This is a genomic window from Duganella sp. LjRoot269 (assembly GCF_964254095.1).
Classification (GTDB): domain Bacteria; phylum Pseudomonadota; class Gammaproteobacteria; order Burkholderiales; family Burkholderiaceae_D; genus Rugamonas; species Rugamonas hordei.
The window spans coordinates 6,367,273-6,393,026 of sequence record NZ_CAXUSL020000001.1 but is presented as its reverse complement, the minus strand read 5'-3'; the positions used below and the strand labels follow the sequence as shown (position 1 = coordinate 6,393,026).

The 25,754-nt window shown below is 66.2% G+C and carries 25 protein-coding genes; 10 read left to right on the top strand and 15 right to left on the bottom strand.

The genetic code is table 11. The features are described from left to right. Position 1: 1 nt before the first annotated feature. Positions 2–814, bottom strand: coding sequence for a glycosyltransferase family 2 protein (locus ACSQ3S_RS28610; RefSeq protein ID WP_436144494.1), 813 nt, complete (start codon positions 812–814; stop codon positions 2–4). A 134-nt stretch (positions 815–948) separates the two neighbouring features. On the opposite strand from ACSQ3S_RS28610, the gene ACSQ3S_RS28605 reads away from it, so the two are divergent. From ACSQ3S_RS28605 to ACSQ3S_RS28595, 3 genes are all read left to right on the top strand, one after another. After that, positions 949–2,133 carry an O-antigen ligase family protein gene (locus ACSQ3S_RS28605; protein WP_436144493.1) on the top strand — a complete coding sequence of 395 codons (1,185 nt, stop codon included), beginning with the start codon at positions 949–951 and terminating at the stop codon, positions 2,131–2,133. Beyond that, positions 2,130–3,182, top strand: a complete 1,053-nt coding sequence (gene waaF, locus ACSQ3S_RS28600) for a lipopolysaccharide heptosyltransferase II (RefSeq protein ID WP_436144492.1) — start codon at positions 2,130–2,132, stop codon at positions 3,180–3,182. The genes ACSQ3S_RS28605 and waaF overlap by 4 nt, the downstream gene beginning before the upstream one ends. 98 nt (positions 3,183–3,280) lie before the next feature. Then, positions 3,281–4,846, top strand: a complete 1,566-nt coding sequence (locus tag ACSQ3S_RS28595; protein WP_436144491.1) for a diguanylate cyclase — start codon at positions 3,281–3,283, stop codon at positions 4,844–4,846. A 16-nt stretch (positions 4,847–4,862) separates the two neighbouring features. On the opposite strand, the gene ACSQ3S_RS28590 is transcribed toward ACSQ3S_RS28595, so the two are convergent. From ACSQ3S_RS28590 to ACSQ3S_RS28580, 3 genes are read right to left on the bottom strand one after another with little or no spacing between them, the layout of a single operon-like run. Next, positions 4,863–5,591, bottom strand: coding sequence for an alpha/beta hydrolase (locus ACSQ3S_RS28590; RefSeq protein ID WP_436144490.1), 729 nt, complete (start codon positions 5,589–5,591; stop codon positions 4,863–4,865). Between the two features lie 60 nt (positions 5,592–5,651). Further along, positions 5,652–6,308 (bottom strand): hypothetical protein, encoded by a 657-nt coding sequence (locus tag ACSQ3S_RS28585; protein ID WP_436144489.1) that lies wholly within the window; start codon positions 6,306–6,308, stop codon positions 5,652–5,654. A gap of 34 nt (positions 6,309–6,342) precedes the next feature. Beyond that, positions 6,343–7,242, bottom strand: coding sequence for a cupin domain-containing protein (locus ACSQ3S_RS28580; protein WP_436144488.1), 900 nt, complete (start codon positions 7,240–7,242; stop codon positions 6,343–6,345). A gap of 98 nt (positions 7,243–7,340) precedes the next feature. Here ACSQ3S_RS28580 and ACSQ3S_RS28575 point away from each other — a divergent pair, with 98 nt between their 5' ends. Together ACSQ3S_RS28575 and torT are read left to right on the top strand one after the other, a co-directional pair. Beyond that, positions 7,341–8,081 carry an SDR family oxidoreductase gene (locus ACSQ3S_RS28575; RefSeq protein WP_176652650.1) on the top strand — a complete coding sequence of 247 codons (741 nt, stop codon included), beginning with the start codon at positions 7,341–7,343 and terminating at the stop codon, positions 8,079–8,081. Between the two features lie 97 nt (positions 8,082–8,178). Next, the gene (gene torT / locus ACSQ3S_RS28570; protein ID WP_436144487.1) at positions 8,179–9,327 is read left to right on the top strand and encodes a TMAO reductase system periplasmic protein TorT; all 1,149 of its coding nucleotides are present in this window, start codon (positions 8,179–8,181) and stop codon (positions 9,325–9,327) included. Position 9,328: 1 nt separating this feature from the next. Here torT and rng read toward each other — a convergent pair whose 3' ends face one another. The 8 genes from rng to ACSQ3S_RS28530 form a co-directional block, all read right to left on the bottom strand. Next, a complete protein-coding gene (gene rng / locus ACSQ3S_RS28565; RefSeq protein ID WP_176652652.1) occupies positions 9,329–10,795 on the bottom strand; it encodes a ribonuclease G in 1,467 nt (488 codons plus the stop codon). Between the two features lie 74 nt (positions 10,796–10,869). Then, positions 10,870–11,490 carry a Maf family protein gene (locus tag ACSQ3S_RS28560; RefSeq protein ID WP_436144486.1) on the bottom strand — a complete coding sequence of 207 codons (621 nt, stop codon included), beginning with the start codon at positions 11,488–11,490 and terminating at the stop codon, positions 10,870–10,872. Positions 11,491–11,501: 11 nt separating this feature from the next. After that, positions 11,502–11,972 (bottom strand): 23S rRNA (pseudouridine(1915)-N(3))-methyltransferase RlmH, encoded by a 471-nt coding sequence (gene rlmH, locus ACSQ3S_RS28555; protein ID WP_008451768.1) that lies wholly within the window; start codon positions 11,970–11,972, stop codon positions 11,502–11,504. Between the two features lie 6 nt (positions 11,973–11,978). After that, positions 11,979–12,683, bottom strand: coding sequence for a ribosome silencing factor (gene rsfS / locus ACSQ3S_RS28550; protein WP_353405119.1), 705 nt, complete (start codon positions 12,681–12,683; stop codon positions 11,979–11,981). Further along, a complete protein-coding gene (locus ACSQ3S_RS28545) occupies positions 12,684–13,343 on the bottom strand; it encodes a nicotinate-nucleotide adenylyltransferase (RefSeq protein ID WP_436144485.1) in 660 nt (219 codons plus the stop codon). Positions 13,344–13,356: 13 nt separating this feature from the next. Then, entirely contained in the window at positions 13,357–14,271 is a 915-nt protein-coding gene (gene hemF, locus ACSQ3S_RS28540; RefSeq protein WP_436144484.1) for an oxygen-dependent coproporphyrinogen oxidase, read from the bottom strand. 6 nt (positions 14,272–14,277) lie between these two features. Continuing rightward, positions 14,278–15,546 (bottom strand): phosphoribosylamine--glycine ligase, encoded by a 1,269-nt coding sequence (purD, locus tag ACSQ3S_RS28535; RefSeq protein ID WP_176652657.1) that lies wholly within the window; start codon positions 15,544–15,546, stop codon positions 14,278–14,280. A 6-nt stretch (positions 15,547–15,552) separates the two neighbouring features. Continuing rightward, on the bottom strand, positions 15,553–16,278 hold the full coding sequence (locus ACSQ3S_RS28530) for a YebC/PmpR family DNA-binding transcriptional regulator (protein WP_176652658.1): 726 nt from the start codon (positions 16,276–16,278) through the stop codon (positions 15,553–15,555). 204 nt (positions 16,279–16,482) lie between these two features. Here ACSQ3S_RS28530 and ACSQ3S_RS28525 point away from each other — a divergent pair, with 204 nt between their 5' ends. Next, complete coding sequence (locus ACSQ3S_RS28525) at positions 16,483–19,023, top strand: alkaline phosphatase D family protein (protein WP_436144483.1); 2,541 nt, start codon at positions 16,483–16,485, stop codon at positions 19,021–19,023. Here the strand turns inward: ACSQ3S_RS28525 and ACSQ3S_RS28520 are convergent. Both ACSQ3S_RS28520 and ACSQ3S_RS28515 read right to left on the bottom strand, forming a co-directional pair. Continuing rightward, complete coding sequence (locus ACSQ3S_RS28520) at positions 19,016–19,318, bottom strand: transcriptional regulator (RefSeq protein WP_176652660.1); 303 nt, start codon at positions 19,316–19,318, stop codon at positions 19,016–19,018. The genes ACSQ3S_RS28525 and ACSQ3S_RS28520 overlap by 8 nt on opposite strands. Then, the gene (locus tag ACSQ3S_RS28515) at positions 19,309–19,653 is read right to left on the bottom strand and encodes a type II toxin-antitoxin system RelE/ParE family toxin (RefSeq protein ID WP_436144482.1); all 345 of its coding nucleotides are present in this window, start codon (positions 19,651–19,653) and stop codon (positions 19,309–19,311) included. The genes ACSQ3S_RS28520 and ACSQ3S_RS28515 overlap by 10 nt, the downstream gene beginning before the upstream one ends. A gap of 116 nt (positions 19,654–19,769) precedes the next feature. Between ACSQ3S_RS28515 and ACSQ3S_RS28510 the strand changes: the two genes are divergently transcribed. The 3 genes from ACSQ3S_RS28510 to ACSQ3S_RS28500 are packed head-to-tail and all read left to right on the top strand — an operon-like array spanning position 19,770 to position 22,064. Further along, positions 19,770–20,678, top strand: coding sequence for a DMT family transporter (locus ACSQ3S_RS28510; protein ID WP_353405124.1), 909 nt, complete (start codon positions 19,770–19,772; stop codon positions 20,676–20,678). Positions 20,679–20,689: 11 nt separating this feature from the next. Next, complete coding sequence (locus tag ACSQ3S_RS28505; protein ID WP_176652662.1) at positions 20,690–21,076, top strand: methylglyoxal synthase; 387 nt, start codon at positions 20,690–20,692, stop codon at positions 21,074–21,076. 13 nt (positions 21,077–21,089) lie between these two features. Continuing rightward, the gene (locus ACSQ3S_RS28500; RefSeq protein WP_436144481.1) at positions 21,090–22,064 is read left to right on the top strand and encodes a quinone oxidoreductase family protein; all 975 of its coding nucleotides are present in this window, start codon (positions 21,090–21,092) and stop codon (positions 22,062–22,064) included. 98 nt (positions 22,065–22,162) lie between these two features. On the opposite strand, the gene ACSQ3S_RS28495 is transcribed toward ACSQ3S_RS28500, so the two are convergent. Next, complete coding sequence (locus ACSQ3S_RS28495) at positions 22,163–22,834, bottom strand: DUF4136 domain-containing protein (RefSeq protein ID WP_436144480.1); 672 nt, start codon at positions 22,832–22,834, stop codon at positions 22,163–22,165. 207 nt (positions 22,835–23,041) lie between these two features. Between ACSQ3S_RS28495 and pepN the strand changes: the two genes are divergently transcribed. Then, positions 23,042–25,717 (top strand): aminopeptidase N, encoded by a 2,676-nt coding sequence (gene pepN / locus ACSQ3S_RS28490; protein ID WP_436144479.1) that lies wholly within the window; start codon positions 23,042–23,044, stop codon positions 25,715–25,717. Positions 25,718–25,754 lie beyond the last annotated feature (37 nt).

Here is a 25,754-nt window from a genome sequence, read left to right as displayed (position 1 = left end):
TTTAGTCTTTCAATCCCTTGACCGCCAGCACGGTGCGCTCCCTGGCTCGCTGCAGCACGGTGGCGCGGTTGCTGGTTTCCTGGTCGCGCGCGTTTTCGCGGTGCCACAGGTGCAATACCTCGGTGGCATAGGCGCCGTCCTTGCGCATCACCCCCGCATTGAACAGCCGTACCACCAGGTCGGAATCCTCGTGGCCCCAGCCGAGGAAGCTTTCGTCGAAGCCGTTGACCAGGTCCAGGTCCGAGCGCCACACGGCCAGGTTGCAGCTCTTGATGCGGCGCCAGGTGAAGCGGCGGCTGGTGCGGCCCACATCCGGCAAGGTCAGCAGCAGCGGCAGCACCTTGTTCAGCGCGCCGCTGCGGCGCCAGGCCAGCTTTTCGGCCGTGCCCAGCGCTTGCAGGTCCAGGTGCTGCGCCAGCACGCGCGCGGTGGCCTCTTCGCTGAGCAGGATGCGGCTGCCCTGGACCAGGTAGCCGCGCTGCGCCAGCTTGCGGTGCTGGCTGATAAAATTACGCTGCGGTACGCAATCGCCGTCGAGGAAGACGATGTAGTCGCCGCGGGCGTCCAAGGTGCCGAGGTTGCGGGCGCGGGCGGCGCGGAAACCCAGGTCCTCCTGCCACACATGGCGCAGCGGCACCGGCGAGCGCGCCTGCAGCACCGCCACCGCCTGCTGCGTGTTGTGGCCGGAGCCGTCATCAGCGATAATGATTTCGAATCCGGCATCGTCCTGTGCGAAGCAGGCCTCGACCACGGCGGTCAGGGCGTCCGGACGGTTGTAGGTGGTGATGACGACGGAAATGGTAGAGGATGGCATAGAGGATGTTTGCGCTTGCAGGGCGTGGCGATGTCGATACATTGCCGTCTTGCAATATAAAACTATAAAAATGAATGAATAATACCTTACCAAAGAATTCCGCCAGCTCAGTCTTTATCCACAGCCTGATTTTCATGCTGCCCTTTCTGGCGCTGATCAGCAGTTTCGGGGTCGGCCTCTGCAGTTTCGCCTTTTTGCTGGCGGCCATCGTCTGCCGGCGCCGGGCCTGGCCGGCGCTGCAGCACCACCTGCCGTCTGTGCGCGGCGTGCTGATCGCCTTCGGCCTGGCGCTGGGGCTGGCCTTGCTCAACTTCTGGTTCAGCGCCGGCGCGCTGCTGCGCGACCTGGAAAAACCCAGCCGCATGCTGGCCGCCGCCACCGTCATGCTGACCGTGCTGGCGCTGCGTCCCAGCCGCAAGGCCCTGTGGTGGGGGCTGATCGCCGGCTCCATGGCCGGCGCCGCCTTCATCGCCTACCAGCGCTGGGGCATGGGCGTCGAGCGTCCCGGCGGCCTGATCAACTCGATCACCTTCGGCGACATCGTCCTGTGCATGGGCCTGCTGTGCCTGGCCGGCATGCTCGATTTCGCCGGCCGCGCCGCGATCTGGCCCGGGCTGGGCGCGCTGGCCGGCCTGACCGGCTCGATCGCTTCCGGCACGCGCGGCGGCTGGGTGGCCATCATTTGCGCCATCGTCGTGCTGGTGCGCTATGGCCACGTGCTGCGCGGCCGCCTGCGCAAGGGGCTGGCGCTGCTGGCGCTGGCGCTCATGGTGAGCACTTACTTTATCCCGCAGACGGGCGCCCGCATGCGCATCGACCAGGGCATCAGCGACATCCAGCAATACATGAACGGCGGCGAGACCTACACCAACGTCGGCGTCCGCCTGGAGCTGTGGCGCGGCGCGCTGCGGCTGATCGAGCGCCGTCCGCTGCTGGGCGCCAACGCGGCCACCGAGCGTGAGGAACTGGCGGCGCTGGTGGCGGCGCACCAGGTCCATCCTTACGTGCTGGAGTTCCCGCACTATCATAACGACATCCTGCAGGCGCTGGTGTTCGGCGGCGTGGTGGGCCTGCTGGTATGGGGCGCGACGCTGGTGGCGCCTTTCCTGTTCTTCGTGCGCCTGCTGAACCGTCCGGAATCGGCGGCGGCCGGCGTCACCGCGCCGGCGCTGGCCGGCCTGCTGCTGGTGCTGAGCTACTTCAGCTTCGGCCTGACGGAAGTGATCTTCTGGTCGGTGCGCAGCTGCATGTTCTACGCGCTGATGCTGTTCCTGCTGATCGGCTTGTGCCTGAACGCGCAGGAAAGGACGACCCCATGACCCATGATTCCTCGTCACCGCGCACGCTGGTGATCTCGCCCAACTGGATCGGCGACGCGGTGATGGCGCAGCCCTTGCTGCAGCTGCTGCGGGCCGCCCATCCCGAGCGGCCGATCGACGTGCTGGCGCCGCCGGCGGTGTCGCCGGTGTGGCGGCAGATGGCCGAAGTCGACGAGGTGCTGGAGACGCCGTTCCGCCACGGCGCTCTGCAGCTCAAGGAGCGCTGGAAATATGCGCGCATGCTGCGCCGGCGCGGCTATGCCGACGCCTATGTGCTGCCGAACACCATCAAGTACGCGCTGATCCCCTGGCTGGCCGGCATCAGGCGCCGCGTCGGCTACAAGGGCGAGAGCCGCCATGGCCTGATCAACGTGATGCACTTCGACGAAGCGCCGCCGCGGCCGATGACGGCGTTCTACGCGGCGCTGGCGGCACCGCCGGTGACGGTGCAGGGCGCGGCCCTGCGCGCGGCGCTGCCGCGGCCGCGGATGGCGGCCAGCGCGGCGCAGATCGCCGCCGTCTGCGTCCGCACCGGCATCGATGAGGCGCGGCCGCTGGTGGCGTTTGCGCCGGGCGCGGAATTCGGCGGCGCCAAGCGCTGGCCGGCGCGCCACTTCGCCGGCCTGGCGCAAGCCATCCTGGCGCGCGACCCGGCCACGCAGATCGCCCTGCTCGGATCGCCGAAGGACAAGGAGGCCTGCGCCGAGGTGGCGCAAGACCTGCCGGCGCAGGCGGTGTTCAACCTGGCCGGCGCCACCAGCCTGGCCGAAGCGATCGCGCTGATCGCGCGCGCCGCCGCCGTGGTCAGCAACGACTCCGGCCTGCTGCATATCGCCTCGGCGCTGAACCGCCCGGTGGTGGCGCTGTACGGCCCCACCGATCCCGATCATGCGCCGCCGTTTTCCGACCTCGCCGCCTCGATCTCGCTGCGCCTCGATTGCGCGCCCTGCAAGCAGCGCGAATGCCCGCTCGGCCACCAGGATTGCATGGTCAAGATGACGCCGGACCTGGTCTGGCACCGTTTGCAGCCGATGCTGTCGGCGCCCTAGGGCGGCCATGCAACAGCGCCGTCCAAAACGGCGCAGTTGCTCCGATTTGCTGTATAAAGCAGAAATACCCTCGCCCCGCGATCACGGGCCACTTCGCCATGTTTAAACGATTTTCCATCACTTTCTGGGCCACCGTATTCGTCGGCGCCGTGTGCGTGTCGCTGGTGGCCGTCGACATCTGGCGCAGCCTGTCCGCCCGCGACGCCCAGTTGCAGGAGATGGAGCGCCTGACCTCCAACGTCGCGCGCGCGATGGCGCAGCACGCGGACGACACCATCAAGGCCGCCGACACCGCGCTGGCCGACATCGTCGAGCGCATCGAGCATGACGGCCTCGCCGCGCCGCAACGGGCGCGCGTGTACGCCCAGATGATGGTGCACGTCGCCAACCTGCCGCAGCTGGCCGGCCTGTTTGTCTATGACGAAAACGGCGCATGGGTGGTCAACTCGCGCAACATGCTGGCGCCGACCAACAACAACGCGGACCGCGAGTATTTCGTCTATCACCGCACCCATGCCGGCAGCGAGGCGCACGTGGGCGAGCCGGTGGTCAGCCGCAGCAGCGGCAAGTGGGTGATTCCGGTGTCGCGCCGGCTGGACAAGCCTGACGGCAGTTTCGGCGGCGTGGCGCTGGCGACGCTGGACATCGACTACTTCCGCCGCTACTACCAAAGCTTCGACATCGGCGCGCGCGGCGCGGTGGCGCTGATCTCCGACAGCGGCGTGCTGCTGCTGCGCCGCCCGTTCGACGAGAAGCGGGTCGGCATGAACCTGCGCGGCACCGAGGTGTTCCACGCGATCCACGACCTGCGCGCCGGCGAGGTAAGCGGCAGCGGCTTCTTCGCCTCGCCCAACGACGGCGAGCTGCGCCTGAATAACTTCCGCAGGCTCGAATACTATCCGCTGTTCGTGACGGCGGCGCTGTCGAAGCAGGAGATGCTGGAGCACTGGCGGCACGACAGCTTCACCCGCTCGATCGGCGCGGTGGTGCTGGCGGCACTGCTGGGCTTTTTCGGCAAGCGGCTGGTGGGGCAGATCAATCTGCGGGCGCAGGCCGAGACCGAGCTGCGCCAGGCGCGCGACGCGCTGGAAAGCGCCAACCGCACGCTGGAGCGGCTGGCGATGCAGGACGGCCTGACCGGGCTGGCCAACCGCCGCCAGTTCGACGTCACGCTGGGCAATGAGTTCAGCCGCGCGATGCGGCACCAGCACGTGCTGGCCTTCGTGATGATCGACGTCGACTACTTCAAGCAGTACAACGACGTCTACGGCCACAGCACCGGCGACGACTGCCTGCGTTCGCTGAGCAAATTGATACGCGCGCTGACCCCCAAGCGTCCGGGCGACGTGGTGGCGCGCTACGGCGGCGAGGAGATCGGCATCCTGATGCCGGACACCGGCATGGACGGCGCGCTGGCGGTGGCCGAGCGCATCCGGCAGGCGATCGTGGCGCAGAACACGCCGCACAGCGGCAGCCCGTTCGGCATGGTGACCATCAGCGCCGGCGTGGCCACGCTGTCGCCGCAGCGCGGCGTGCACTTGCCGGGGATGCTGGTGGAGGCGGCCGACAAGGCGCTGTACGCCGCCAAGTCGGCCGGCCGCAATCGCGTGCTTGCGGCGCCGCCTATCGTGCCGTCGGCGCCCCCGCCGCCGCCCGGCGCCTAGCCTCGTCGTCTGGCGTCTAGCGCTGCTGCGCCAGCAGCCGCAAGGCCTCGCGCGCGACCGGCGGCGAGACGACGTGGGCGCCGTCGAACTCCGCATACCTGACCTCATAGCCTTCGCCGGCCAGGCGCAGCGCGATGCCTTTGCCGCGTTCGACCAGCAGCACCTTGTCCGCCACGCCGTGCGCGACGAACACGCGCGGCTGGCCGGTGCGCCGCAGCGGCGCCATGAAGCCTGGCGAGAAGGCCAGGATGTCGCCGAACAGATCGCCGTTCATCAGGCCGACCGACAGCGCGTACGAGGCGCCGTCGGAAAAGCCGCCGATGGCGACGGCGCTCGCGTCGACCTCGTAGCGGCGCATGATCCAGCCCAGCGCGCGGTCGACGAAGGCCAGGTCCGGCCCGTAGCCGCCGCGCAGCACGTCCCAGCTGGTCGACAGCGCATCGGGGATCAGCAGCAGCGAGCCTTGGCGCGCCGCGTGCGCCAGCGCGATGGCGTCGCCACCGCCGTGCTGGCCGCCGGCGCCGTGCAGCAGCACCAGCAGCGGCATCGGTCTCGGTGGCTGCTGCGGATCCTGCGCCGGCACATGCAGGCGCGCGTGGCGGCCGTCGGGGAAGGCCAGCTTGTGGGTGCCCGCCGGCAACGGCGGCGCGGCCGGCAGGCCGGCATGCAGCAGGGCGGGGCGGGCGTGCAGGCGGCCGTCGCTGTAGGGCGGTGGCGGCGATGCGTCGGGCGGAGCGGTTGCCATCACGCCTCCTGCGTGGCGGTTTTTTGGGACTAGTTTACTCCGTCCCCGCCGCGCCGGCGCTCATTTGCGCACGTAGGCGGTCAGCTCCCAGTTGTCGCGGTTGTAGATCCGGCCCATCCAGTCGGTATCGTGATAGTCCATCTTGACGAAGTTGTTGACCGCCGGCGCGAACCACACGGTTTCGGTCAGCTGGCCGTTGCCGCCGTTGCTGCCGGGCTCTTCGCCGCGATACAGCGCCTCGACCTCGATCTTCAAGGCGTCGAATTCACCGGCCGCCACTTTGATTTTTTCCCAGTTCAGCACCTTGCCCTTGACGTAGTAGCGCCAGCGCTTGCCGGATTTCGGATTGTCGCCGTCGACTTCGCTGCTCCATTCCTTGCCCGGCGCCAGCGGAAAGGCGTAGCGCGTGAACGACGGCGCGAAGTGCATGGCGCCGCGATCGATGGGATTCATTTCGGCGCTGAGCAGCTGCTTGCTCAGCAGCGCGCCGCTGGCCGCCCGCTTGATGTCGAGATGGATGCCGGCGTTGTCGATGCCGACCACCTCCAGCCGGTTGAGGCCGCCTTTCACGCCTTTCCACACGTCGGTGTACTGGTAAGTCCAGGAATCGCCGACGGCGGGCGTCGGCGCGGCCACCGGTGCATTGTTGTCCGCCAGCGCGAAAGGCGCGGTGGCTGCGAGGGCGAGGGCGGCAAGCGTCCGCTGGATCGAAGTCATGCTGTCTCCTTGGTATTATGATAAGATTATATTATCACAACATCGCCCGCGCGTAACTGCGCGGCGGCTGGCCAACGTGGCGACAGAAGGCGGTGCTGAAGGTGCTGGCCGAGCTGTAGCCGACCCGCCCGGCGACCTCCTCGATACCGAGCTCCTGGCCGCGCAGCAGATCCTTGGCCAGCGCCATGCGCCAGGACAGCAGGTAGGCCATCGGCGCCAGGCCCACCTCGCGCAGGAAGCGGGCGCAGAACGCTGAGCGCGACAACGCGGCCGATTTGGCCAGCTCGGCCACCGTCCATGGGCGCGACGGCGCATCGTGCATGTGCCGCATCGCGGCCGCCAGGCGGCTGTCGGCCAGGCCGCGCAGCAATCCCGGACTGGCGCCCGCTTCCGACGTCGAGCGCAGCGCCTCGATCAGCAGCACCTCCACCAGCCGCGTGAGCACCAGCTCGCGCCCCGCCAGTTGCGCGCCCGCCTCCTCGCCGACCATCCCGACCAATGCCGACAGGCGCTGCGCGCCGCGCACGTGCACCAGCGCCGGCAGCAGCGACACCATCAGGGCCGCGTCGGGCGAGTCGAACATGAAGTAGCCGCCCAGCAGGCGCACGTCGGGCGCTCCGGCCTGGACGCCGTGGCGGACGTCCCCGCTCTGCGCCGCCATGGCGTTGGGGTCGTAGTATTCGGGCGTCACCGGGTCGAAGCCGGACAGCGTGAAGCCGGGCGTGGCCGGCAGCAGCACGAAGTCGCCCGCCGCCAGGTCGATGGCCGGCTCGCCGTCGACCGCCAGCCGGCAGCTGCCTTCCAGCACCGCGCAGAAGCTGGGCTGGCCGAAGTCCGAATAGCGCACGCCCCAGCGGCCGGCGCCGCTGATGCCTTTCGACAGCACAGACCGCGGCCGCAGCAGCGCGATGACCTCGGACAGTGGATCGTTCATGATTGGACGCTCGCAAATGAAATCTGGACGCCTCATTGTAGTCAATCCTGCACGGCTCCACTATCGTTTCATCATCGAAACCACAAGGGAGTATCACCATGAAAACCGTCCTCATCACCGGCTGTTCTTCGGGCTACGGCCGCGAGACGGCGTCCTATTTCCTGCTGCAGGGCTGGAACGTGATCGCCACGATGCGCACGCCGCGCGCGGACGTGCTGCCGCGCTCGGACCGGCTGCGCGTGCTGGCGCTGGACGTCACCAGCGCGGACAGCATCGCCGCCGCGGTCGCCGCCTGCGGCCCGGTCGATGTGCTCGTCAACAACGCCGGCATCGGCCTGTTCGGCGCCTTCGAGGCGACGCCGATGGCGACGGTGCGCGAGGTGTTCGAGACCAACACCTTCGGCGTGATGGCGGTGACGCAGGCGCTGCTGCCGCAATTTCGCGAACGCCGCGCGGGCGTCGTGGTCAACGTGACTTCCAGCGCGACGCTTGCGCCGCTGCCGATGGTGGCCGTGTACACCGCCAGCAAGATGGCGATCGAAGGCTTTACGGCGTCGCTGGCCCACGAGCTGGCCGCGTTTGACGTGCGGGTCAAGTTGGTGGAGCCGGGCTATGGACCGACGACCGCGTTTTCCAGCAACACCGGTCCGCGCCTGGAGGGCTTGATACCGCCGGCCTACGCGCCGTTCGCGCAGTCGGTGTTTGCCGCCTTCACCAGTCCGGCGGCGGTGACCACCGAGGCCGACGTGGCCGAAGCGGTGTGGCGCGCGGCGAGCGATGCGACGGGGCAGCTGCGCTTCCCGGCCGGCGCCGACGCGGTGGCGCTGGCGGCGGCATAGCGGTGTTGGTTCTTTGTGGGGATTTTGGCGCCGGCGGTGGCGGCATCGACGCGCAACAGGTAACATTGCGTTAAGCCCCACAGGATGAGAAGTACCGATGCCTATACCCAGCGTGCGAAAACTGATGGTCCTGAGCGTGCTCGGGCTAGGCATCCTTCGCGCCGGCGCCGAGCAGGCCGCCGCGCCGGCGAAATTCGCGCCGATACCGGTGCTGTCGATCTTCCGTCCGCTGCAGGCCAACGGCTCGGCCGACGATGCGCTGGCCAGCGGCCGCGTCGTGCCCGGCCATTATGCGATGGCGCCGCGGGCCGGCAAACGCTGGCGCATTGCCTTCCTGTTCCCGCACCTGAAAGATCCGTACTGGACCGGATGCGCCTACGCCGTCGTCAGCGAAGCGCGCCGGCTGGGCGTCGCTGCCGACATCCTGCCGGCCACGGGCTACGACGATCTGCGGGGCCAGTTGCGGCTGATGGACCAGGCCATCGCGGCCAAATACGACGCCATCGTCATCTCGCCGATCGGCATGACGGCCAACAACGCCTCGATCGCCAAGGCGCGCGCGGCCGGCATCGCGGTATTCGAGCTGGCCAACGACAGCCGCAGCGACGACCTGAACATCAAGGTCACCACCTCGCTGCGCGGCATGGGCCAGGAGGCGACCCGCTGGGTGGTGCGCGACGCCCAGCAGCGCGGCCTGAAGTCGGTCAACATCGCGCTGCTGCCGGGACCGATGGGGGCGGGCTGGGTCAAGGGCGAGGTGGACGGCACGCGGATCGCCGCGCAGGAAGCGCCTATCGCCGTCAACATCATCGACATCCGCTACGGCGACAGCGACTTCGCGCTGCAGGCGCAGCTGGCGACGCAAATGCTGGCCAGGCATGGCGCCAAGCTCGATTACCTGATCGGCTGCACCGGCTGCGCGCCGGCCGCGCTGGCGCCGCTCAAAAAGGCCGGCCTGGACGGCAAGATCCGGCTGGTGGCCTACGACCTGACGGGCGACATCGCGCACCTGATCCGCAACAAGGAAATCTACGCCGCCGCCGACACCAAGGGCGTCAGCCAGGGCAGGGTGGTGATCAACGCCGCCGTCAACCTGCTCGAAGGGCGCGGCAAGGAGCTGCCGCATACCATCCTGGTGCAGCTGGGCGTGGTCGACCAGTCGAATTTTTCCAGCTATCCGTTCGACACCTCGATCGCGCCGGACGGCTACAAGCCGGTGCTGTCCTACGACCCGGCACGGAACTAGGCTACATCAGGATCACGTCGTACTGCTCCTGGTGGTAGGCCGTCTCGACCTGCAGCGAGATTTTCTTGCCGATGAAGTCGCCCAGCATCGCCAGGTGTTGCGACTCCTCTTCCAGGAACATGTCCACCACTTCCTGCGAGGCGAGGATGCGGAATTCACGCGGGTTGAACTGCTTGGCTTCGCGCAGCAGTTCACGCAGGATTTCGTAGCAGATGGTGCGCGAGGTTTTCACCTGGCCCTTGCCGCTGCAGGCCGGGCACGGTTCGCACAGGATGTGCGCCAGCGATTCGCGGGTGCGCTTGCGCGTCATCTCCACCAGCCCCAGCGCCGAGAAGCCCGACACCGACACCTTGGTGCGGTCGCGCGACAGGGTCTTCTTCAGCTCCAGCAGCACCGCGTTGCGGTGCTCGGTGTTTTCCATGTCGATGAAGTCGAGGATGATGATGCCGCCCAGGTTGCGCAGCCGCAGCTGGCGGGCGATCGCGTGCGCCGCCTCCAGGTTGGTCTTGAAGATGGTGTCGGCGAAGTTGCGCCCGCCGACGAAGCCGCCGGTGTTGACGTCGATGGTGGTCATCGCCTCGGTCTGGTCGACGATCAGGTAGCCGCCGGACTTGAGGTCGACGCGCCGCCCCAGCGCGCGCAGGATCTCTTCCTCCACGCCGTACAGGTCGAACAGCGGCCGCTCGCCGGTGTAGTGCTGCAAACGGGGCAGCACGCCCGGCGTGTAGGCCTGGCCGAACTCGACCAGGTTCAGGTAGTTCTCGCGCGAGTCGACCTGGATGGTGGCGGTGTCGTCGTGGACGAAGTCGCGCAGCACGCGCTGGGCCAGGCTCAAGTCCTGGTGCAGCAGGGTGGTGGCGGGCTTGGTCTTGGCGCCGTGGACGATGGCGCCCCAGGTCTTGCGCAGGTATTCGACGTCGGCGGCGATGTCGGAGTCGGACGCGTCTTCCGCCTGGGTGCGCACGATGTAGCCGCCCTTTTCCTCGGCCGGCAGCAGGCCTTGCAGCCGCGCGCGCAGCGCTTCGCGCTCCGCTTCCTTTTCGATCTTCTGCGAGATGCCGATGTGGGAGTCCTGCGGCAGGTAGACCAGCATGCGGCCGGCGATCGAGATCTGCGTCGACAGGCGCGCGCCCTTGGTGCCGATCGGGTCCTTGATCACCTGCACCGTCAGCACCTGGCCGTCGAACAGGATCTTTTCGATCGGCGTCGGCGCGGCGTTCTGGCCGCCGTCGTGCGGGCGGGCTTCCCAGATGTCGGCCACGTGCAGGAAGGCGGCGCGTTCGAGGCCGATGTCGATGAAGGCCGACTGCATGCCGGGCAGCACCCGCACCACCTTGCCCGAATAGACGTTGCCGGCCAAGCCGCGCGTCAGGGTGCGCTCGATGTGCAGCTCCTGCACGGCGCCCTGCAGGATGAGGGCGACCCGGGTTTCCTGCGGGGTGATGTTGATCAGGATGTCTTCGTTCATTTGTCTCTACGGCCGGTTAGGTGAAAATCGGCTTCTGTATTCCCTGTTGACTGAACGACGATCATACACGCCGCTCAGGGTAGCGGCAAACCGGCCTGCCTGAGCAGCTGTACCGTCTCGTACACCGGCAGGCCCATGATGCCGGAATGGCTGCCGGCGATGTGTTCGATGAACTGGGCGGCCGGGCCCTGGATGCCGTAGCCGCCGGCCTTGTCGTAGGGTTCCTGGGTGGCGCAGTAGGCGGCGATGGCGGCCGGCGTCAGCACGCCGAAGCGCACCTCCGACACCTGCGTGACCTGGCCGGCGAAGTCCGCCGACTGCACGGCGACCGCGGTCAGCACCTGGTGCGTGCGCCCCGACAGCTGGCCCAGCATGGCGATCGCTTCGTTGGCGTTGGCCGGCTTGCCGAGGATGGCGCCGTCGATGGTGACGGTGGTGTCGGCCGACAGCACCACGCGCGGCGCCATGCGGCGCTTGACCACCAGGTCGGCCGCGAAAGCGGCTTTTTCGCGCGCCACGCGGGCCACGTAATCCATCGGCGCCTCGCCGGGCAGCACCTCCTCGGTGACGTCGGGGCCGCGCGGGCCGTCGCTGCGCAGCAGCAGCAGTTCGAAATCGATGCCCACCTGGCGCAGCAGTTCGCGCCGGCGCGGGCTCTTGGAGGCGAGGTAAATCTTTTTGTCGACCGGCTTCATATAGTTATGTTTTAAACGCGGTGATAAGGATGGTTCTGAGTGATGGACCAGGCACGGTACAGCTGCTCGGCCAGCATCACGCGCACCATGCCGTGCGGCAGCGTCATGCTGGAGATGCGTATCAAACCTTCGGCGCGCGCCTTCAGCTCGGGATCGAGGCCGTCGGCGCCGCCGATCAGGAAGGCCGTGTCGCGCCCGTCCTGCTGCCAGGCTTCCAGCTGCTGCGACAGGCCGACCGAGGTCAGGTCCTTGCCGCGTTCGTCGAGCGCGATGATGCGCACCGATTTCGGCAGCGCCGCCTCGATGCGCTCGCGTTCGAGCGCCATCGCGGTGGCGGCGGTCTTGCTGCCCGAACGGTCGACCGGCTTGATCTCCTTCAGCACGATCTTCAGTTCCGGCGGCATGCGCTTCGCGTATTCGGCGAAGCCGGTTTCGATCCAGGCCGGCATCTTGTGGCCGACCGCAGCGATGATCAGCTGCATGGCGGTTTACTCTGCGACTTTTTTGATGCGCTTGATGACGGTCTTGGCCGGCGCTGCGGCGGAGGCGAGCGCCGAATCTCCCTTTGGCTTGGCTACTTTACGTTTAGGCGGCAGCGCCTTCAGCACTTCGGCGGCGGCGACGGCCGACTTGGTCTTGCCGACCTTGATGGTCTTGCCGGCCGGGACGGCGGCTGCCTTCTTGGCGGCAGGCTTCTTCGCGGCGGCCGGTTTGGCGGCGGCGGCTTTGCGGGCCGGGGTCTTCTTCTCGATCACCGGCGACGCGTCGACCGCCTTCTTGCCGGCGGCCAGGTGGCTGCTGACTTTCTTCGGCGCGTCGGCTTCTTCGCCTTCCTTGGTCGACTTGCGCTTGGCGGCGCCCATCTTGACCGGCTTGTCGCCCCAGATCTCTTCCAGGCGGTAGTAGGCGCGGATCGGCGCCTGCATGATGTGGACGATCATGTCGCCCAGGTCGACCAGCACCCATTCGCCGGTGTCCTCGCCTTCCATGCCGTAGACGTCGCCGCCGGCGGCCTTGACCTTGTCGCGCACCGAGGCGGCCAGCGCCTTGGTCTGGCGGTTGGAGGTACCGGAGGCGATGGCGATGCGGTCGAACAGGCTGGTCAGGTGGGTGGTATCGAACAGGGCGATATCTTGGGCCTTGACGTCTTCGAGTGCGTCAACGACGAGGGATTGCAGTTTTTTGATGTCCATTTAGCTTTTGTATAGATTGTGTTGTTCAATATAGTCTAGCACTAGCGGCGGGATAAGCGAGTTTGCCGATTCCCCCCGTTGTAATGCCGCACGTATTTCGGTGGCGGAGATATCCACCGCGAAGTCTTGTGCCAGATAAGTCAGACCGTGCGGCGTGTTGCGGATTTGTTCAGGCGTTCCCAGTCGGCTGGAAAACGCCTCGGCCACTGCCGGCGGCAGGCCGGCGGTGGCAATGCTGAAACCAGGGCGGGCGGCCACGCAGATATGGGCGTAGTCGAACAGCGCCTGCCATTCATGCCAGGTGTCGAGCCGCTGCAGCTGGTCGGCGCCCATCAAAAAGGCGATGGAGGCCGACGGCCCCAGCTCGGCGCGCACCTGGCGCAGCGTGTCGATCGTGTAGGTGGCAAGCCCCTGCTCGCTGCGCTCGATCTCCTGCAGATCGACCACGACGCTGTACGGCTGGCCGGCAAAGGCCAGCGCCACCATGTCGGCGCGCTGCCGGGGCGTCGCTTTCAGCGTGGATTTCTGCCATGGCAGGCCGGCGGGGATCACGCGCAACTGGTCCACCTGCAGCAGGTGCGCGAAATGCGCGCCCAGTGCGATGTGGCCCTGATGCACCGGATCGTAGCTGCCTCCCAGCAGTGCGGTTCGGTAGACCATCAGCAGGCCATCGTCACGCCGCGAGCCAGTCGCGATGCGGCAGGAAGTCGGTGTAGAGCGCCGCTTCCGGCGTGCCGGCCTCGGGCTCCCAGCGATAGCGCCATTTGACGATGGGCGGCATCGACATCAGGATCGCCTCGGTGCGTCCGCCCGACTGCAGGCCGAACAGCGTGCCGCGGTCGAACACCAGGTTGAACTCGACGTAGCGCCCGCGGCGATAGGCCTGGAAGTCGCGTTCGCGTTCACCGTACGGCGTGTCCTTGCGCGCTTCCAGTATCGGCTGGTAGGCCTTGAGGAAGGCGTCGCCGACGCTCTGCATCATGGCGAAGCTCTGCTCGAAGCCCGCTTCGTTGAAGTCATCGAAGAAGATGCCGCCGACGCCGCGCGCTTCCTGGCGGTGTTTCAGGTAAAAATACTCGTCGCACCATTTCTTGAAGCGCGGATGCAGTTCGTCGCCGAACGGCGCCAGCGCGTCGGCGCAGCTCTGGTGGAAGTGCCTGACGTCTTCCTTGTTGCCGTAGTACGGCGTCAGGTCCATGCCGCCGCCGAACCACCACGCCGGTTCGCCGCCGGCGGTGGTCGTGGTGAAGAAGCGCACGTTCATGTGCACCGTCGGCGCGTACGGGTTGCGCGGATGGATCACCAGCGACACGCCCATCGCTTCCCACGGCTTGCCGCCCAGGTCGGGCCGATGCGCCGACGCCGATGGCGGCAGCTTGGCGCCCATCACGTGCGAGAAGTTGACGCCGCCGCGCTCGATGACGTTGCCTTCCTCGACCAGCCGCGAAATGCCGCCGCCGCCCTCGGGCCGATCCCACGCGTCGCGCAGGAAGGACTTGCCGTCCACGGCCTCCAGCGCCTGCACGATGCGGTCCTGCAGGCCGAGCAGGTAGGCCTTGACGACTTCGGGGTTCGGAAAGGACGACATCTTATCCTAATGCTTCAGGCCGCGCCAGCCAATATCGCGGCGGCACTGCATGCCGTCGAACGCGATCTGGTCGACCACGTCGTAGGCCTGCTTCTGCGCCATCTTGATGCTGTCGCCCAGGCCGACCACGCACAGCACGCGGCCGCCGGTGACCTGTAGCTGGCCGTTGACGTCGGCGGTGCCGGCGTGGAAGGTCACCGATTCCGGCGTTTCGGCCGGGATGCCTTCGATGACGGCGCCTTTTTGCGGCGTGTCCGGATAGCCGGCGGCTGCCAGCACCACGCCGACGGCGGTGCGGCGGTCCCATTCCAGCTCGATCTGGTCCAGCGTGCCGTTGACGGCGTGTTCCATCACCGCCACCAGGTCGGTCTTCAGGCGCGACATGATCGGCTGCGTCTCGGGATCGCCCATGCGGCAGTTGAATTCCAAGGTGCGCGGATTGCCCTGGGCGTCGATCATCAGGCCGGCGTACAGGAAGCCGGTGAAGACGATGCCGTCCTTGGCCATGCCGGCGATGGTCGGGTTGATAATCTCGCGCATCACGCGGGCGTGCATGGCCGGCGTGACGATGGGGGCAGGGGAGTAGGCACCCATGCCGCCGGTGTTCGGGCCTTCGTCGTTGTCCTTCAGGCGCTTGTGATCCTGGCTGGTGGCCAGTGGCAGCACGTGCTTGCCGTCGCACATGACGATGAAGCTCGCTTCCTCGCCGGCCAGGAATTCCTCGATGACGATGCGCGCGCCGGCGTCGCCGAAGCGGTTATCGGCCAGCATGTCGTCCACCGCGCGGTGCGCTTCTTCCAGCGACATCGCCACCACCACGCCCTTGCCGGCGGCCAGGCCGTCGGCCTTGATGACGATCGGTGCGCCGTTGGCGTCGATGTAGGCGTGCGCCTGCGCCACGTCCGAGAAGGTCTGGTATTTGGCGGTCGGGATGCCGTGGCGCTGCATGAAGGCCTTGGCGAAGTCCTTCGACGATTCCAGCTGCGCCGCTTCCTTGGTCGGGCCGAACACCTTCAGGCCGCGCGCGCGGAACAGGTTGACGATGCCGCCGGCCAGCGGCGTCTCGGGACCGACGACGGTCAGGCCGATGTGCTCCTGCTCGACGAAGTTCGCCAGTTCATGCAGGTCCGTGATGTTGACGTTGACCAGGCGCGAATCGCGCGCGGTGCCGCCATTGCCCGGAGCGACATACACCATCTGGATACGTTCCGATTGCGCCAATTTCCAGGCCAGCGCGTGTTCACGGCCGCCGGAGCCGACTACCAATATTTTCATAAATCCTCAGTCTTCGATCAGCGTGTTGGAATAGACTTCCTGGACATCGTCCAGTGCTTCCAGCGCGTCCAGCAGTTTTTGCATCTTGACGGCGTTATCGCCGGTGAATACGGTCTCGGTGGCCGGCTTCATGATGATCTCGGCCACTTCGGCCTTGAAGCCCGCCGCTTCCAGCGCATCCTTGACGGTGGCGAAGTCGTGCGGGCCGCACAGCACTTCGAAGCCGCCTTCTTCATCGGCCACCACGTCTTCGGCGCCCGCTTCGAGCGCCACTTCCATCAGCGCGTCCTCGTTGGTGCCGGGCGCGAACAGGAACTGGCCGCAGTGCTTGAACATGAAGGCCACCGAGCCCTCGTTGCCCATGTTGCCGCCGTTTTTGTTGAACGCATTGCGCACTTCCGCCACGGTGCGCACGCGGTTGTCGGTCATGCAGTCGACGATGACGGCCGCGCCGCCGACGCCGTAGCCTTCGTAGCGTACTTCCTCGTAGGCCGCGCCATCCTCGCCGCCGGTGCCGCGGGTGATCGCGCGCTGCACGTTATCTTTCGGCATATTGGCGTCGGCCGCCTTGTCCACGGCCAGTCGCAGGCGCGGATTCGAGGTCAAGTCGCCGCCGCCCATGCGCGCAGCCACGGTGATTTCCTTGATGAGACGGGTCCAGATCTTGCCGCGTTTAGCGTCGGTGGCAGCCTTTTTGTGCTTGATGTTGGCCCATTTGCTGTGTCCAGCCATGTTCGGTCTTCCTTCGGCGGTGTTCGTTGGTATGCGGTGAGGGCAGTATTTTACCATAGGCTGGCCCTCAGAAACCGCCGCCGGGCCGCCGTCGGCCGCCGCCCGGGATACTAGAGGGCCGCCTCGACTTTTTGTAGGGCGCCTGTCACATGCCGATGCTAACATTTATTTTTTAAACATTATTATAAAAACCACGGAGACGACATGGACAGAAGGCAGTTTCTCAAGTACGGCAGCTTCATCACGGTATCGGTAGCATCGGGCGCCGGCCTGAGTGCCTGCGGCGGCAGCGGTTCCGCCCCCGCCGACGGCGCGGCGGGCGACCTGCCGCTGGCCAGCGGTCCGTGGAAGTTCCCGCAGAGCGTGGCCTCGGGCGACCCCAAATCCGACAGCATCATGCTGTGGACCCGCGCCGTGCCGTCCGGTGCCGACAGCGTGGCCGCCGCGCCAAGCGCCGCCGACAGCGCGATCCGCCTGGTGATGACGGCCGCCGACAACAGCGCCGCCCTGGGCGGCAACACGGCGCTCAGCGGCGCCACCGTGGTCGATGTCAAGCTGCCATTGCAGTCGCAATACGACAACACGGTGCGCCACAAGGTGACCGGGCTGGCCGCCAATACGGTCTACTACTACCAGTTCGTGGCCGGCGACACGCGTTCCAACGTCGGCCGCTGCAAGACCGCGCCGGCCGCCGACGCCGACGTCGCGCAGCTGCAGTTCGCCTACATGACCTGCCAGGACTGGAGCGTCAACCACTGGGGCGCGATGACCAGCATCGCCGGCGAGAGCCTGGACTTCATCGTCCACCTGGGCGACTACATCTACGAGACCGTCGGCGAGGACTTCCAGCTCGGCGCCGTCGAGTCGCGCCACGACGCGCTGAAGCTGCCGGACGGCGCCTTCAAGAGCGGCACCTCGGGCGCCAAGTACGCCACCACGCTGGCCGACTACCGCTACCTGTACAAGAAGTACCGCACCGATACGCGCCTGCAGGCGCTGCACGAGCGCTTCGCCTTCATCGCCATCTGGGACGACCACGAGTTCACCGACGACGCCTGGCAGGACGCGCAGACCTACGACGGCTCCTTCAGCACCGCCGACGGCTCGGACCTGCACCAGACGGGCCGCCGCCGCAACGCCAACCAGGCGTGGTTCGAATACATGCCGGCCGACGTCAGCCTCGACACGGCCACCACCAGCTTCCAGAACATCAAGATCTACCGCGACTTCCAGTTCGGCAAGCTGATGCAGCTGGTGATGACCGACGAGCGCCTGTACCGCTCCGACCACGTGATCCCGGAATCGTCGATCAATCCGGCCACCGGCCTGCCGCTGGGCCGCATCGGCGCGCGCTACCTGGTGCCGCAGGATATCTTCAACACCGTGGAGGCGCAGAAGATGGCCGGCGCCACCGCCATCGGCCTGGCTTCGCCGCTGGATACCGTGTCGATGCTGGGCTCCACCCAGCGCCAGTGGTGGATGGACAAGATGAAGGCCGCCACCTCGACCTGGAAATTGTGGGGCAATGAAGTGTCGCTGCTGCGCATGGGATTGAACGGCGTCGACGCCATCGCCACCTTGCTGGCGCTGAACGCGGTGCCGACCATCGCCGCGTCGATCCTGACCACATCGGCGGCGGCGGGGAACAACCTGCCGCTGGCCGGCGCGATCGTGGCGACGGCCACCGCCGGCGCATCTTCAGCGCTGGCGCAGCGTGGCGCCGGCGCGATCATGCAGACCTACGGCACGCCCGGCAGCAGCGCAACCACGCAGGCCGCGGCCGCCGTGGCGGCCGGTCTGACGGCGCCGCAAGCGGCGATCGCGGTGGCGACTTACGGCGCGGTGTATATCGCCATCAGCGGCATCGTCGCCACGCCGCCGGCCACGGCCGCCGGCATCGGCGCGCAGACCATCGCCTTCGGCTACATCAAGCCGGACGTGCAGGCCAATAAGGCCGAGTCGCCGTTTGTCGCGGCGTCGGGCAAGAAGGCCGCGCTGGCGCCGTTCTTCGCGCGCTTCCTGCTCAACTGCGACCAGTGGGACGGCTACAACAGCGAGCGCAAGGCGCTTATGACGCACTTGAAGACCAACAGCGTCAGCAACGTGGTCGCGATCACCGGCGACATCCACGCCTTCTTCGCCGGCACCGTCAGCGACGACTACGACGCGGCCAACGGCGGCACGCCGGTGATGGTGGACCTGGTATCGGCGGGCATCAGCTCCGATTCCTTCTTCACCTACCTGCGCGACGCGGCGGCCGCGCTGGGCGACATCAGCACGCTGGTGTCGTACCCGCTGGCGATACCGGTGCCGGGCGTGGGTACCTTGAGTTTGTCGTTCAACCTGCTGGACTACACGATGGGCAAGACCGCGCCGACAGTGGCGTCGCTGCTGGAGCAGATGCGTGTGCAGCTGCGCGGCGCGCTGGGCGCCAAGGGCTTGCCGGAAGCGCAACTGGATGCAACCACCAGCGCGGTGCTGGCCGGCCTGCAGGCCAGCAGCGATTTCAGCGTCAGCCTGCTGGCGCTGGCGCAGCAGCTGGCGAGCCTGGGCAACAACCAGTGGATCAAGCATCTGAACAACGATGCGCAGGGTTATACGTTGGTCACGCTGACCCCGGGCAAGCTGGTGGCGCAGTTCAAGCAGGTCAACAAGCTGGTGGGCGGCAACGCGCCAACGACGGTGGTGGCGCGCATCGCCACCGCGACCGTGGCGGCGGGGGCGCCTTCGGTGACGATCAGCTAGCGACTACACCCAGCTCCCGCTTGAGTGCGCTGAAAATGGCACTCAAGCTGGGGCTGGTAGCAAGAGAGTCTGTCAAAAGGGCGCACCGTAAAGCTTCGCCCGTCATAGCCAGCGGACGGGACAGCACGTCAAATCCCGTCGTGCCCGCTACCACAACGCGGAGCATTCCACGTGCGGCGGCCTCTTCCCCAGCCAGCAGCAGCTCGCCGATCTCATCCAACATGGCGTTTGCGAATGCAGGATCGGCGGCGATTCGTTCGATCAAGCCGGTTTCAACATCCTGAGTCAGTTCCATAATTTCGCTCCCGCTGCTTTCTTCCTCAGCTTGAATTCTTCATGTAGTGCCTTGACTTGCGCGATGTCCGCCGATTGCCGATTCTTCGTCCCGCCGCCATACAATATGATCAGCGTCTCGCCGTCCTTTGCCAGGTAGAGGCGATAGCCTGGACCCCAATCGATGACATATTCGCCTATTCCGCCGAACCATTTGATGCGGGAGAGGTTCCCACTTTCCATCCGAAATATTGCGGTTGCAACTTTTGCCGCGGCACGCGCATCAAGGCGATCGAACCATTTCTGGAATGGAATCGACTGGTCCGGCCGCACGTATTTTTTTACACTGATCGCCATCCGTCGATATTTACACAGCCTATCACGGCTGGATTGAGCCGGCTCACCTGATTCGCTGCCCAGCCGAAAAATCGCCTCGTCAAGCGAGGCGAAGCGTTTGCCTTTACAATTTGGGCATGACTAAAAGCATCACGGACAGCGCCCCGGCGCGTGCCGCCTATCTGGGCGGCTTGGGCATCGCCATTGGCGGCGCGGTTCTTTTCTCGACCAAGGCCATCGTCGCCAAGCTGCTGTACCGCTATCACATCGACGCCGTCACGCTGATCGCCTTCCGCATGCTGTTCTCGCTGCCGGTGTTCGCCGCCGTCGCGCTCTGGAAGATGCGCACCGAGGCGCCGCTGACCAATTCCGACCGCTGGCGCCTGATCGGCCTGGGCCTGGTCGGCTACTACCTGTCCAGCTTTCTCGACTTCCTCGGCCTGCAATACATCTCGGTCGGCCTCGAACGCCTGATCCTGTTCCTGACGCCGACCTTCGTGCTGCTGATCTCCTCCACGCTGCTCAAGCAGCACATCAAGCGCAAGCAGTGGCTGGCGTTGCTGACCTCCTACTGCGGCATCGTCTTCGTGTTCCTGCACGACCTGCAGAGCGGCAGCAAGAACGTCGTGCTCGGCGCCACGCTGGTGACCGGATCGGCCGCCGCCTACGCCGTCTACCTGCTGCTGTCGGGCGAAATGGTCAAGCGGCTGGGCGCGCTGCGGCTGGTGTCGTACGCGATGTGCGTCTCCAGCGCAGCCTGCATCGGCCAGTTTTTCCTGCTGCGGCCCGCGTCCGGCCTGATCCAGCCGCTGCCGGTGTACGGCCTGTCGCTGGTCAACGGCATCCTGTGCACGGTGATGCCGGTGTTCATGACGATGGCCGCCGTCGAACGCATCGGCGCCGGTACCGCCTCGCAGGCTGGTATGATCGGACCCGTTTCAACGCTGTTCCTGGGCGCGCTGATGTTGGGCGAGCCCGTCACCTCCTGGCAACTAGGCGGTACCGCGCTGGTGCTGGCCGGGATTTACCTGCTGTCGAAAAAATAGAGGATCACGAAATGAAGACCCGTATTGCCCTGATTGCACACGACAAGAAAAAAGACGACATGATCGCGCTGGCCGGCGAATACAAGGCCTTCCTCTCCACCTGCACGCTGACCGCGACCGGCACCACCGGCGGACGCCTGGCCAACGAGCTGGGCCTGACGGTGGACCGCAAGCACTCCGGCCCCTTCGGCGGCGACTTGCAGATCGGCTCGATGCTGGTCGAAGGCGAGATCGACTGCGTGATCTTCCTGCGCGACCCGATGACGCCGCAGCCGCACGAACCGGACATCAACGCGCTGGTGCGCGCCTGCGACGTGCACAACACGCCGTGCGCGACCAACATGTCGTCGGCACATCTGGTACTGTCTCAGCTTCAGCAGCTCGCCGCTGCAAACTGACACGGAGGCAGGCATGACCAAGGCAATCCGCATCAACCGCGTGGGCGGTCCGGAAGTGATGGAGCTGGTGGACGTGGATTTGGGTCCGCCCGGGCCGGGCGAGGCGCAGGTGCGGCATGAGGCGATCGGCCTCAACTTCATCGACGTCTACTTCCGCACCGGGCTGTATCCGCAGCCGCTGCCGGGCGCGCTGGGCATGGAAGGCGCCGGCATCGTCGAGGCGGTGGGCGAGGGCGTGACGGAAGTGCAGGTGGGCGACCGCGTGGCCTATGCCGGACGGCCGATCGGCGCCTACGCCGAAGCGCGCAACATGCCGGCCGCGCAGCTGCTGGTGCTGCCGGAAAAAATCGGCTTCGACACGGCGGCGGCGATGATGCTGCAGGGCTTGACGGTGCAGTACCTGTTCCACCGCACGGTGCCGCTGAAGGCCGGCGACACCATCCTGTTCCACGCGGCCGCCGGCGGCGTCGGGCTGATCGCCTGCCAGTGGGCCAAGGTGATGGGCGTGACCCTGATCGGCACGGTCGGTTCGGAAGAGAAGGCCGCGCTGGCCACCGAGAACGGCGCGCACCACGTCATCAACTACAACAAGGAAAACTTCACCGAGCGGGTGAAGGAGATCACCGGCGGCAAGGGTGTGTCGGCGGTGTACGACTCGATCGGCAAGGACACCTTCATCGGCTCGCTGGACTGCCTGCAGCCGCTGGGCACGATGGTCAGCTTCGGCAATGCATCCGGGCCGGTGCCGCCGTTCAGCCTGAGCGAGCTGGCCAATCGCGGTTCGCTGTTCATCACCCGGCCGTCGCTGATGGCCTACATGGCCAGGCGCGAGGATCTGGAAGCTGCGGCCAAGTCGCTGTTCGGCGTGGTGGCCAGCGGCGAAGTCAAGATCGACATCCGCCAGCGCTACAGCCTGGCCGACGTCGCCCAGGCCCACATCGACCTGGAAGCCCGCAAAACCACCGGCTCCTCGATCCTGCTGCCCTAAAGCAAACCCGGGGTCAGATCCGACATTTGGACACAAGCTCTACCGTAGCGTGCGCTACGGTAGAGCTTGTGTCCAAATGTCGGATCTGACCCCGGGTTTCAGCCGGCCTTGGTCGAGGTGGCTTCGACGGTTTCGGTTTTTGGCTCGATCTTCAGGTCGACCTTGCGCGGCACGCCGCTCGGGCCGGGGAAGCCGGTGAAGGCGCTTTGCACCAGGGCCGGCATCACGTGCGGCGTGGCCTGCACGCGGCTGGTGTTTTGCACCGTGACGTCATACAGCTTGCGACCATCGACGCCGTTGATCGTCACGCGCAGCTGGCGCTGGTATTCGTGCTTGACGCGCTCTTCCAGCAGCACCGGGCCATAACGGAACGGATCGTAGAAGTACGGGCGGTAATAGCCCCAGCGCGAATATCCCCAGCCGCCCCAGCCATAACGGCCCCAGTACGGCCCGGTCATGAACGGATCATCGGCCTCCAGCACCCGCACCGCATGGTCCACGGTATTGAATTTCATGCCAACGAGCAACTTCGGCTGCTGGTTGTCGGCCACCTGGTGGAAGCCCAGCTTGGCCAGTTCATTGCTCACCAGTACTTGATAATTGCGGTATTCCAGCGTGTCGTCGGCGCCCTGCGGGGCCACGAAGGCATAGGACTTGTCGCCGATGTCGGCCGGCCAGTCGTTGAAGGCGGTCACGTCGCTGTGGATGGTGGTGGCGCAGCCGCTCAGCAGCATGACGGCGGCGGTCGCCAAAATGGCGAGATATTTCATGATGTTGCCCCTCTCTTGTAAGACGGTATTTTCCAGTACTAAGTCTACGACGCACGCGCCGGCCCGGCACGATTATTACAGATTGTTACGGCGGCGTGGAAACCAGCAACTTGTTGGAGCTTATTTGTCCTATAACAGGCGATTCGCGCATGGTCCCCGCGCTGGTATTGGTAAAATAGGCTTTTGCCTACGTCATTCAAAGTCCCCATGCGCACAGACAGCAGCCCCAAGACGATATTCCGCAAAGATTACACCCCGCCATCCTATCTGGTCGACACCGTGGAAATCGGTTTCGACCTCGATCCGGACCGTACCGTGGTCGCCAACCGCATCACCATGCGGCAGAACCCGGCTGCCAAGAGCCGCGGCAGCCACGATATCGTGCTGCACGGCGAAGAAATCGAACTGGTGCAGCTGCGCATGAACGGCAAGCTGCTGGCGCCGACCGAATACAAGATCGACGGCTCGACGCTGACCATCGCCAAGGCCCCGCCCAAGGTGGTGCTGGAAATCGAAACGCTGTGCGCGCCGGTGCAGAACACCTCGCTGTCCGGACTGTACGTCTCGAACGGCAACTTCTTCACGCAGTGCGAGGCCGAGGGCTTCCGCCGCATCACCTATTTCCCCGACCGCCCGGACGTGATGGCCAAGTACACCGTCATGCTGCGCGCCGACAAGGCCGCTTATCCGGTGCTGTTGTCGAACGGCAACCTGATCGAGCAGGGCGACCTGGGCGACGGCCGCCACTACGCCAAGTGGGAAGACCCGTTCAAGAAGCCGTCCTACCTGTTCGCGCTGGTGGCCGCGCGCCTGGTCTGCCAGGAGGAGAAATACACGCTGCAATCGGGCCGCGAGGTGCTGCTGCAGGTGTGGGTCGAAGACGGCAACCTCGACAAGACCGACTACGCGATGCAGTCGCTGAAGAACTCGATCCGCTGGGACGAGGAACGCTTCGGCCTGGAGCTGGACCTGGACCGCTTCATGATCGTCGCCGTGGGCGACTTCAACATGGGCGCGATGGAGAACAAGGGCCTGAACATCTTCAACACCAAGTTCGTGCTGGCCAACCCGCGCGTGGCGACCGACATCGACTACGCCGGCATCGAAGCGGTGGTCGGCCACGAATACTTCCACAACTGGACCGGCAACCGCGTGACCTGCCGCGACTGGTTCCAGCTGTCGCTGAAGGAAGGCCTGACCGTGTTCCGCGACCAGGAGTTCAGCGCCGACATGATCGGCACCGACAGCGGCCGCGCCGTCACCCGCATCGACCAGGTGCGCACCTTGCGCCAGGCTCAGTTCCCGGAGGACGCCGGCCCGATGTCGCACCCGGTGCGCCCCGACTCCTTCGTCGAGATCAACAACTTCTACACCGTCACCGTGTATGAAAAGGGCGCCGAAGTGGTGCGCATGTACCAGACCCTGGTGGGCCGCGACGGCTTCCGCAAGGGCATGGACCTGTACTTCAAACGCCACGACGGCCAAGCCGTCGAATGCGACGACTTCCGCGCCGCCATGGCCGACGCCAACGGCCGCGACCTGCGCCAGTTCGAGCGCTGGTACTCGCAGGCCGGCACGCCCGTCGTCACCGCGCGCACGCGCTACGACGCCGTCAAGCGCAACTTCGACATCATCCTGAGCCAGCGCTGCCCGGCCTCCGCCGGCCAGCCGGAAAAGCTGCCGTTCCACATTCCGGTGGCGGTCGGCCTGCTGAGCGCCAGCGGCAAGGACCTGGCGCTGAACCTGGAAGGCGGCACGCACGCCAAGGGCGCCACCACGGTGGTGCTGGAGCTGACCGGGCAGGAGCAGATCTTCCGCTTCCGCCATGTCGACGAGCGTCCGACGCCATCCATCCTGCGCGACTTCTCGGCGCCGGTGATCCTCGAATACGACTACACCGACGCCGAACTGCTGCACCTGTTCAGCCATGACAGCGACCCGGTCAACCGTTGGGAAGCGGGCCAGCGGCTGGCGATGGAACGCCTGCTGAAGCTGACCGCGCAAGTGGCCGTCGCCGGCGGCAGCGACGCCAACTTGAAACTGGACCCCACCTTCATCAACGCCATGCGCTCCGTGCTGATCAGCGAGTCGCTCGACCCGGCCTTCCGCGAACTGGCGCTGATTTTGCCGTCGGAGACCATCATCGCCGAGCAGATGGACGTGGTTGATCCGCAAGCGATCCACACCGCGCGCCAGTTCATGCGCCGCACCATCGGCACGGCCTTGAAGAGCGAGCTGCTGGAGCAGTACCACGCCAACCAGACGCCGGGCGACTACAGCCCGGACGCCCTGTCGGCCGGCAAGCGCGCGCTGAAAAACCTGTGCCTGTCCTATCTGATGGCGACGCCGGACATGGCCGAACTGAAGCTCGCGCAGCAGCAGTTCGAAAAAGCCGGCAACATGACCGACCGTTCCGCCGCGCTGGTGGCGATGATCCAAAGCGGCGCCGAAGCGGGCCCGTATCTGAAGAACTTCTACGAAGACTTCGAAAGCGAAGCGCTGGTCATCGACAAATGGTTCGCCATGCAGGCCGCCGCGCCGACCACCAACGTGGCGGCGGTGCGCAAGCTGATGCAGCATCCGGCCTTCACGCTGAAGAATCCGAACCGCGCGCGCAGCCTGATCTTCAACTTCACCAGCGCCAACCCGTCGCAGTTCCATGCGGCCGATGGCAGCGCGTATGAATTCTGGGCCGAGCACGTGATCAAGCTCGACGCGATCAATCCGCAGGTAGCAGCCCGCCTGGCGCGCGGCCTGGACCGCTGGCGCCGTTACGCGCCGGCGCTGCAGGCCAAGATGAAACGCGCCCTGGAAAAAGTCGCCGCCCGCTCCAAGCTGTCGAACGACGTGCTGGAAGTGGTGACCAAGGCTTTAGCAAACTAATCACGCCTCACTCCCCGGGCAGCGGGGAGTGAAAAAT

Excerpts from the sequence above, each read along its gene's own strand:
- ACSQ3S_RS28505 (WP_176652662.1), top strand. The coding sequence starts at position 20,690 with ATGAAGACCCGTATTGCCCTGATTGCACACGACAAGAAAAAAGACGAC.
- ACSQ3S_RS28525 (WP_436144483.1), top strand. The coding sequence starts at position 16,483 with ATGGACAGAAGGCAGTTTCTCAAGTACGGCAGCTTCATCACGGTATCG.
- ACSQ3S_RS28560 (WP_436144486.1), bottom strand. The coding sequence starts at position 11,490 with ATGAAGCCGGTCGACAAAAAGATTTACCTCGCCTCCAAGAGCCCGCGC.
- waaF (WP_436144492.1), top strand. The coding sequence starts at position 2,130 with ATGACCCATGATTCCTCGTCACCGCGCACGCTGGTGATCTCGCCCAAC.
- hemF (WP_436144484.1), bottom strand. The coding sequence starts at position 14,271 with ATGTCGTCCTTTCCGAACCCCGAAGTCGTCAAGGCCTACCTGCTCGGC.
- ACSQ3S_RS28585 (WP_436144489.1), bottom strand. The coding sequence starts at position 6,308 with ATGACTTCGATCCAGCGGACGCTTGCCGCCCTCGCCCTCGCAGCCACC.
- pepN (WP_436144479.1), top strand. The coding sequence starts at position 23,042 with ATGCGCACAGACAGCAGCCCCAAGACGATATTCCGCAAAGATTACACC.
- purD (WP_176652657.1), bottom strand. The coding sequence starts at position 15,546 with ATGAAAATATTGGTAGTCGGCTCCGGCGGCCGTGAACACGCGCTGGCC.
- ACSQ3S_RS28530 (WP_176652658.1), bottom strand. The coding sequence starts at position 16,278 with ATGGCTGGACACAGCAAATGGGCCAACATCAAGCACAAAAAGGCTGCC.
- ACSQ3S_RS28510 (WP_353405124.1), top strand. The coding sequence starts at position 19,770 with ATGACTAAAAGCATCACGGACAGCGCCCCGGCGCGTGCCGCCTATCTG.
- ACSQ3S_RS28545 (WP_436144485.1), bottom strand. The coding sequence starts at position 13,343 with ATGGTCTACCGAACCGCACTGCTGGGAGGCAGCTACGATCCGGTGCAT.
- ACSQ3S_RS28575 (WP_176652650.1), top strand. The coding sequence starts at position 7,341 with ATGAAAACCGTCCTCATCACCGGCTGTTCTTCGGGCTACGGCCGCGAG.
- rsfS (WP_353405119.1), bottom strand. The coding sequence starts at position 12,683 with ATGGACATCAAAAAACTGCAATCCCTCGTCGTTGACGCACTCGAAGAC.
- ACSQ3S_RS28520 (WP_176652660.1), bottom strand. The coding sequence starts at position 19,318 with ATGGAACTGACTCAGGATGTTGAAACCGGCTTGATCGAACGAATCGCC.
- rng (WP_176652652.1), bottom strand. The coding sequence starts at position 10,795 with ATGAACGAAGACATCCTGATCAACATCACCCCGCAGGAAACCCGGGTC.
- rlmH (WP_008451768.1), bottom strand. The coding sequence starts at position 11,972 with ATGCAGCTGATCATCGCTGCGGTCGGCCACAAGATGCCGGCCTGGATC.
- ACSQ3S_RS28590 (WP_436144490.1), bottom strand. The coding sequence starts at position 5,591 with ATGGCAACCGCTCCGCCCGACGCATCGCCGCCACCGCCCTACAGCGAC.
- ACSQ3S_RS28595 (WP_436144491.1), top strand. The coding sequence starts at position 3,281 with ATGTTTAAACGATTTTCCATCACTTTCTGGGCCACCGTATTCGTCGGC.
- ACSQ3S_RS28495 (WP_436144480.1), bottom strand. The coding sequence starts at position 22,834 with ATGAAATATCTCGCCATTTTGGCGACCGCCGCCGTCATGCTGCTGAGC.
- ACSQ3S_RS28580 (WP_436144488.1), bottom strand. The coding sequence starts at position 7,242 with ATGAACGATCCACTGTCCGAGGTCATCGCGCTGCTGCGGCCGCGGTCT.
- ACSQ3S_RS28500 (WP_436144481.1), top strand. The coding sequence starts at position 21,090 with ATGACCAAGGCAATCCGCATCAACCGCGTGGGCGGTCCGGAAGTGATG.
- torT (WP_436144487.1), top strand. The coding sequence starts at position 8,179 with ATGCCTATACCCAGCGTGCGAAAACTGATGGTCCTGAGCGTGCTCGGG.
- ACSQ3S_RS28610 (WP_436144494.1), bottom strand. The coding sequence starts at position 814 with ATGCCATCCTCTACCATTTCCGTCGTCATCACCACCTACAACCGTCCG.
- ACSQ3S_RS28605 (WP_436144493.1), top strand. The coding sequence starts at position 949 with ATGCTGCCCTTTCTGGCGCTGATCAGCAGTTTCGGGGTCGGCCTCTGC.
- ACSQ3S_RS28515 (WP_436144482.1), bottom strand. The coding sequence starts at position 19,653 with ATGGCGATCAGTGTAAAAAAATACGTGCGGCCGGACCAGTCGATTCCA.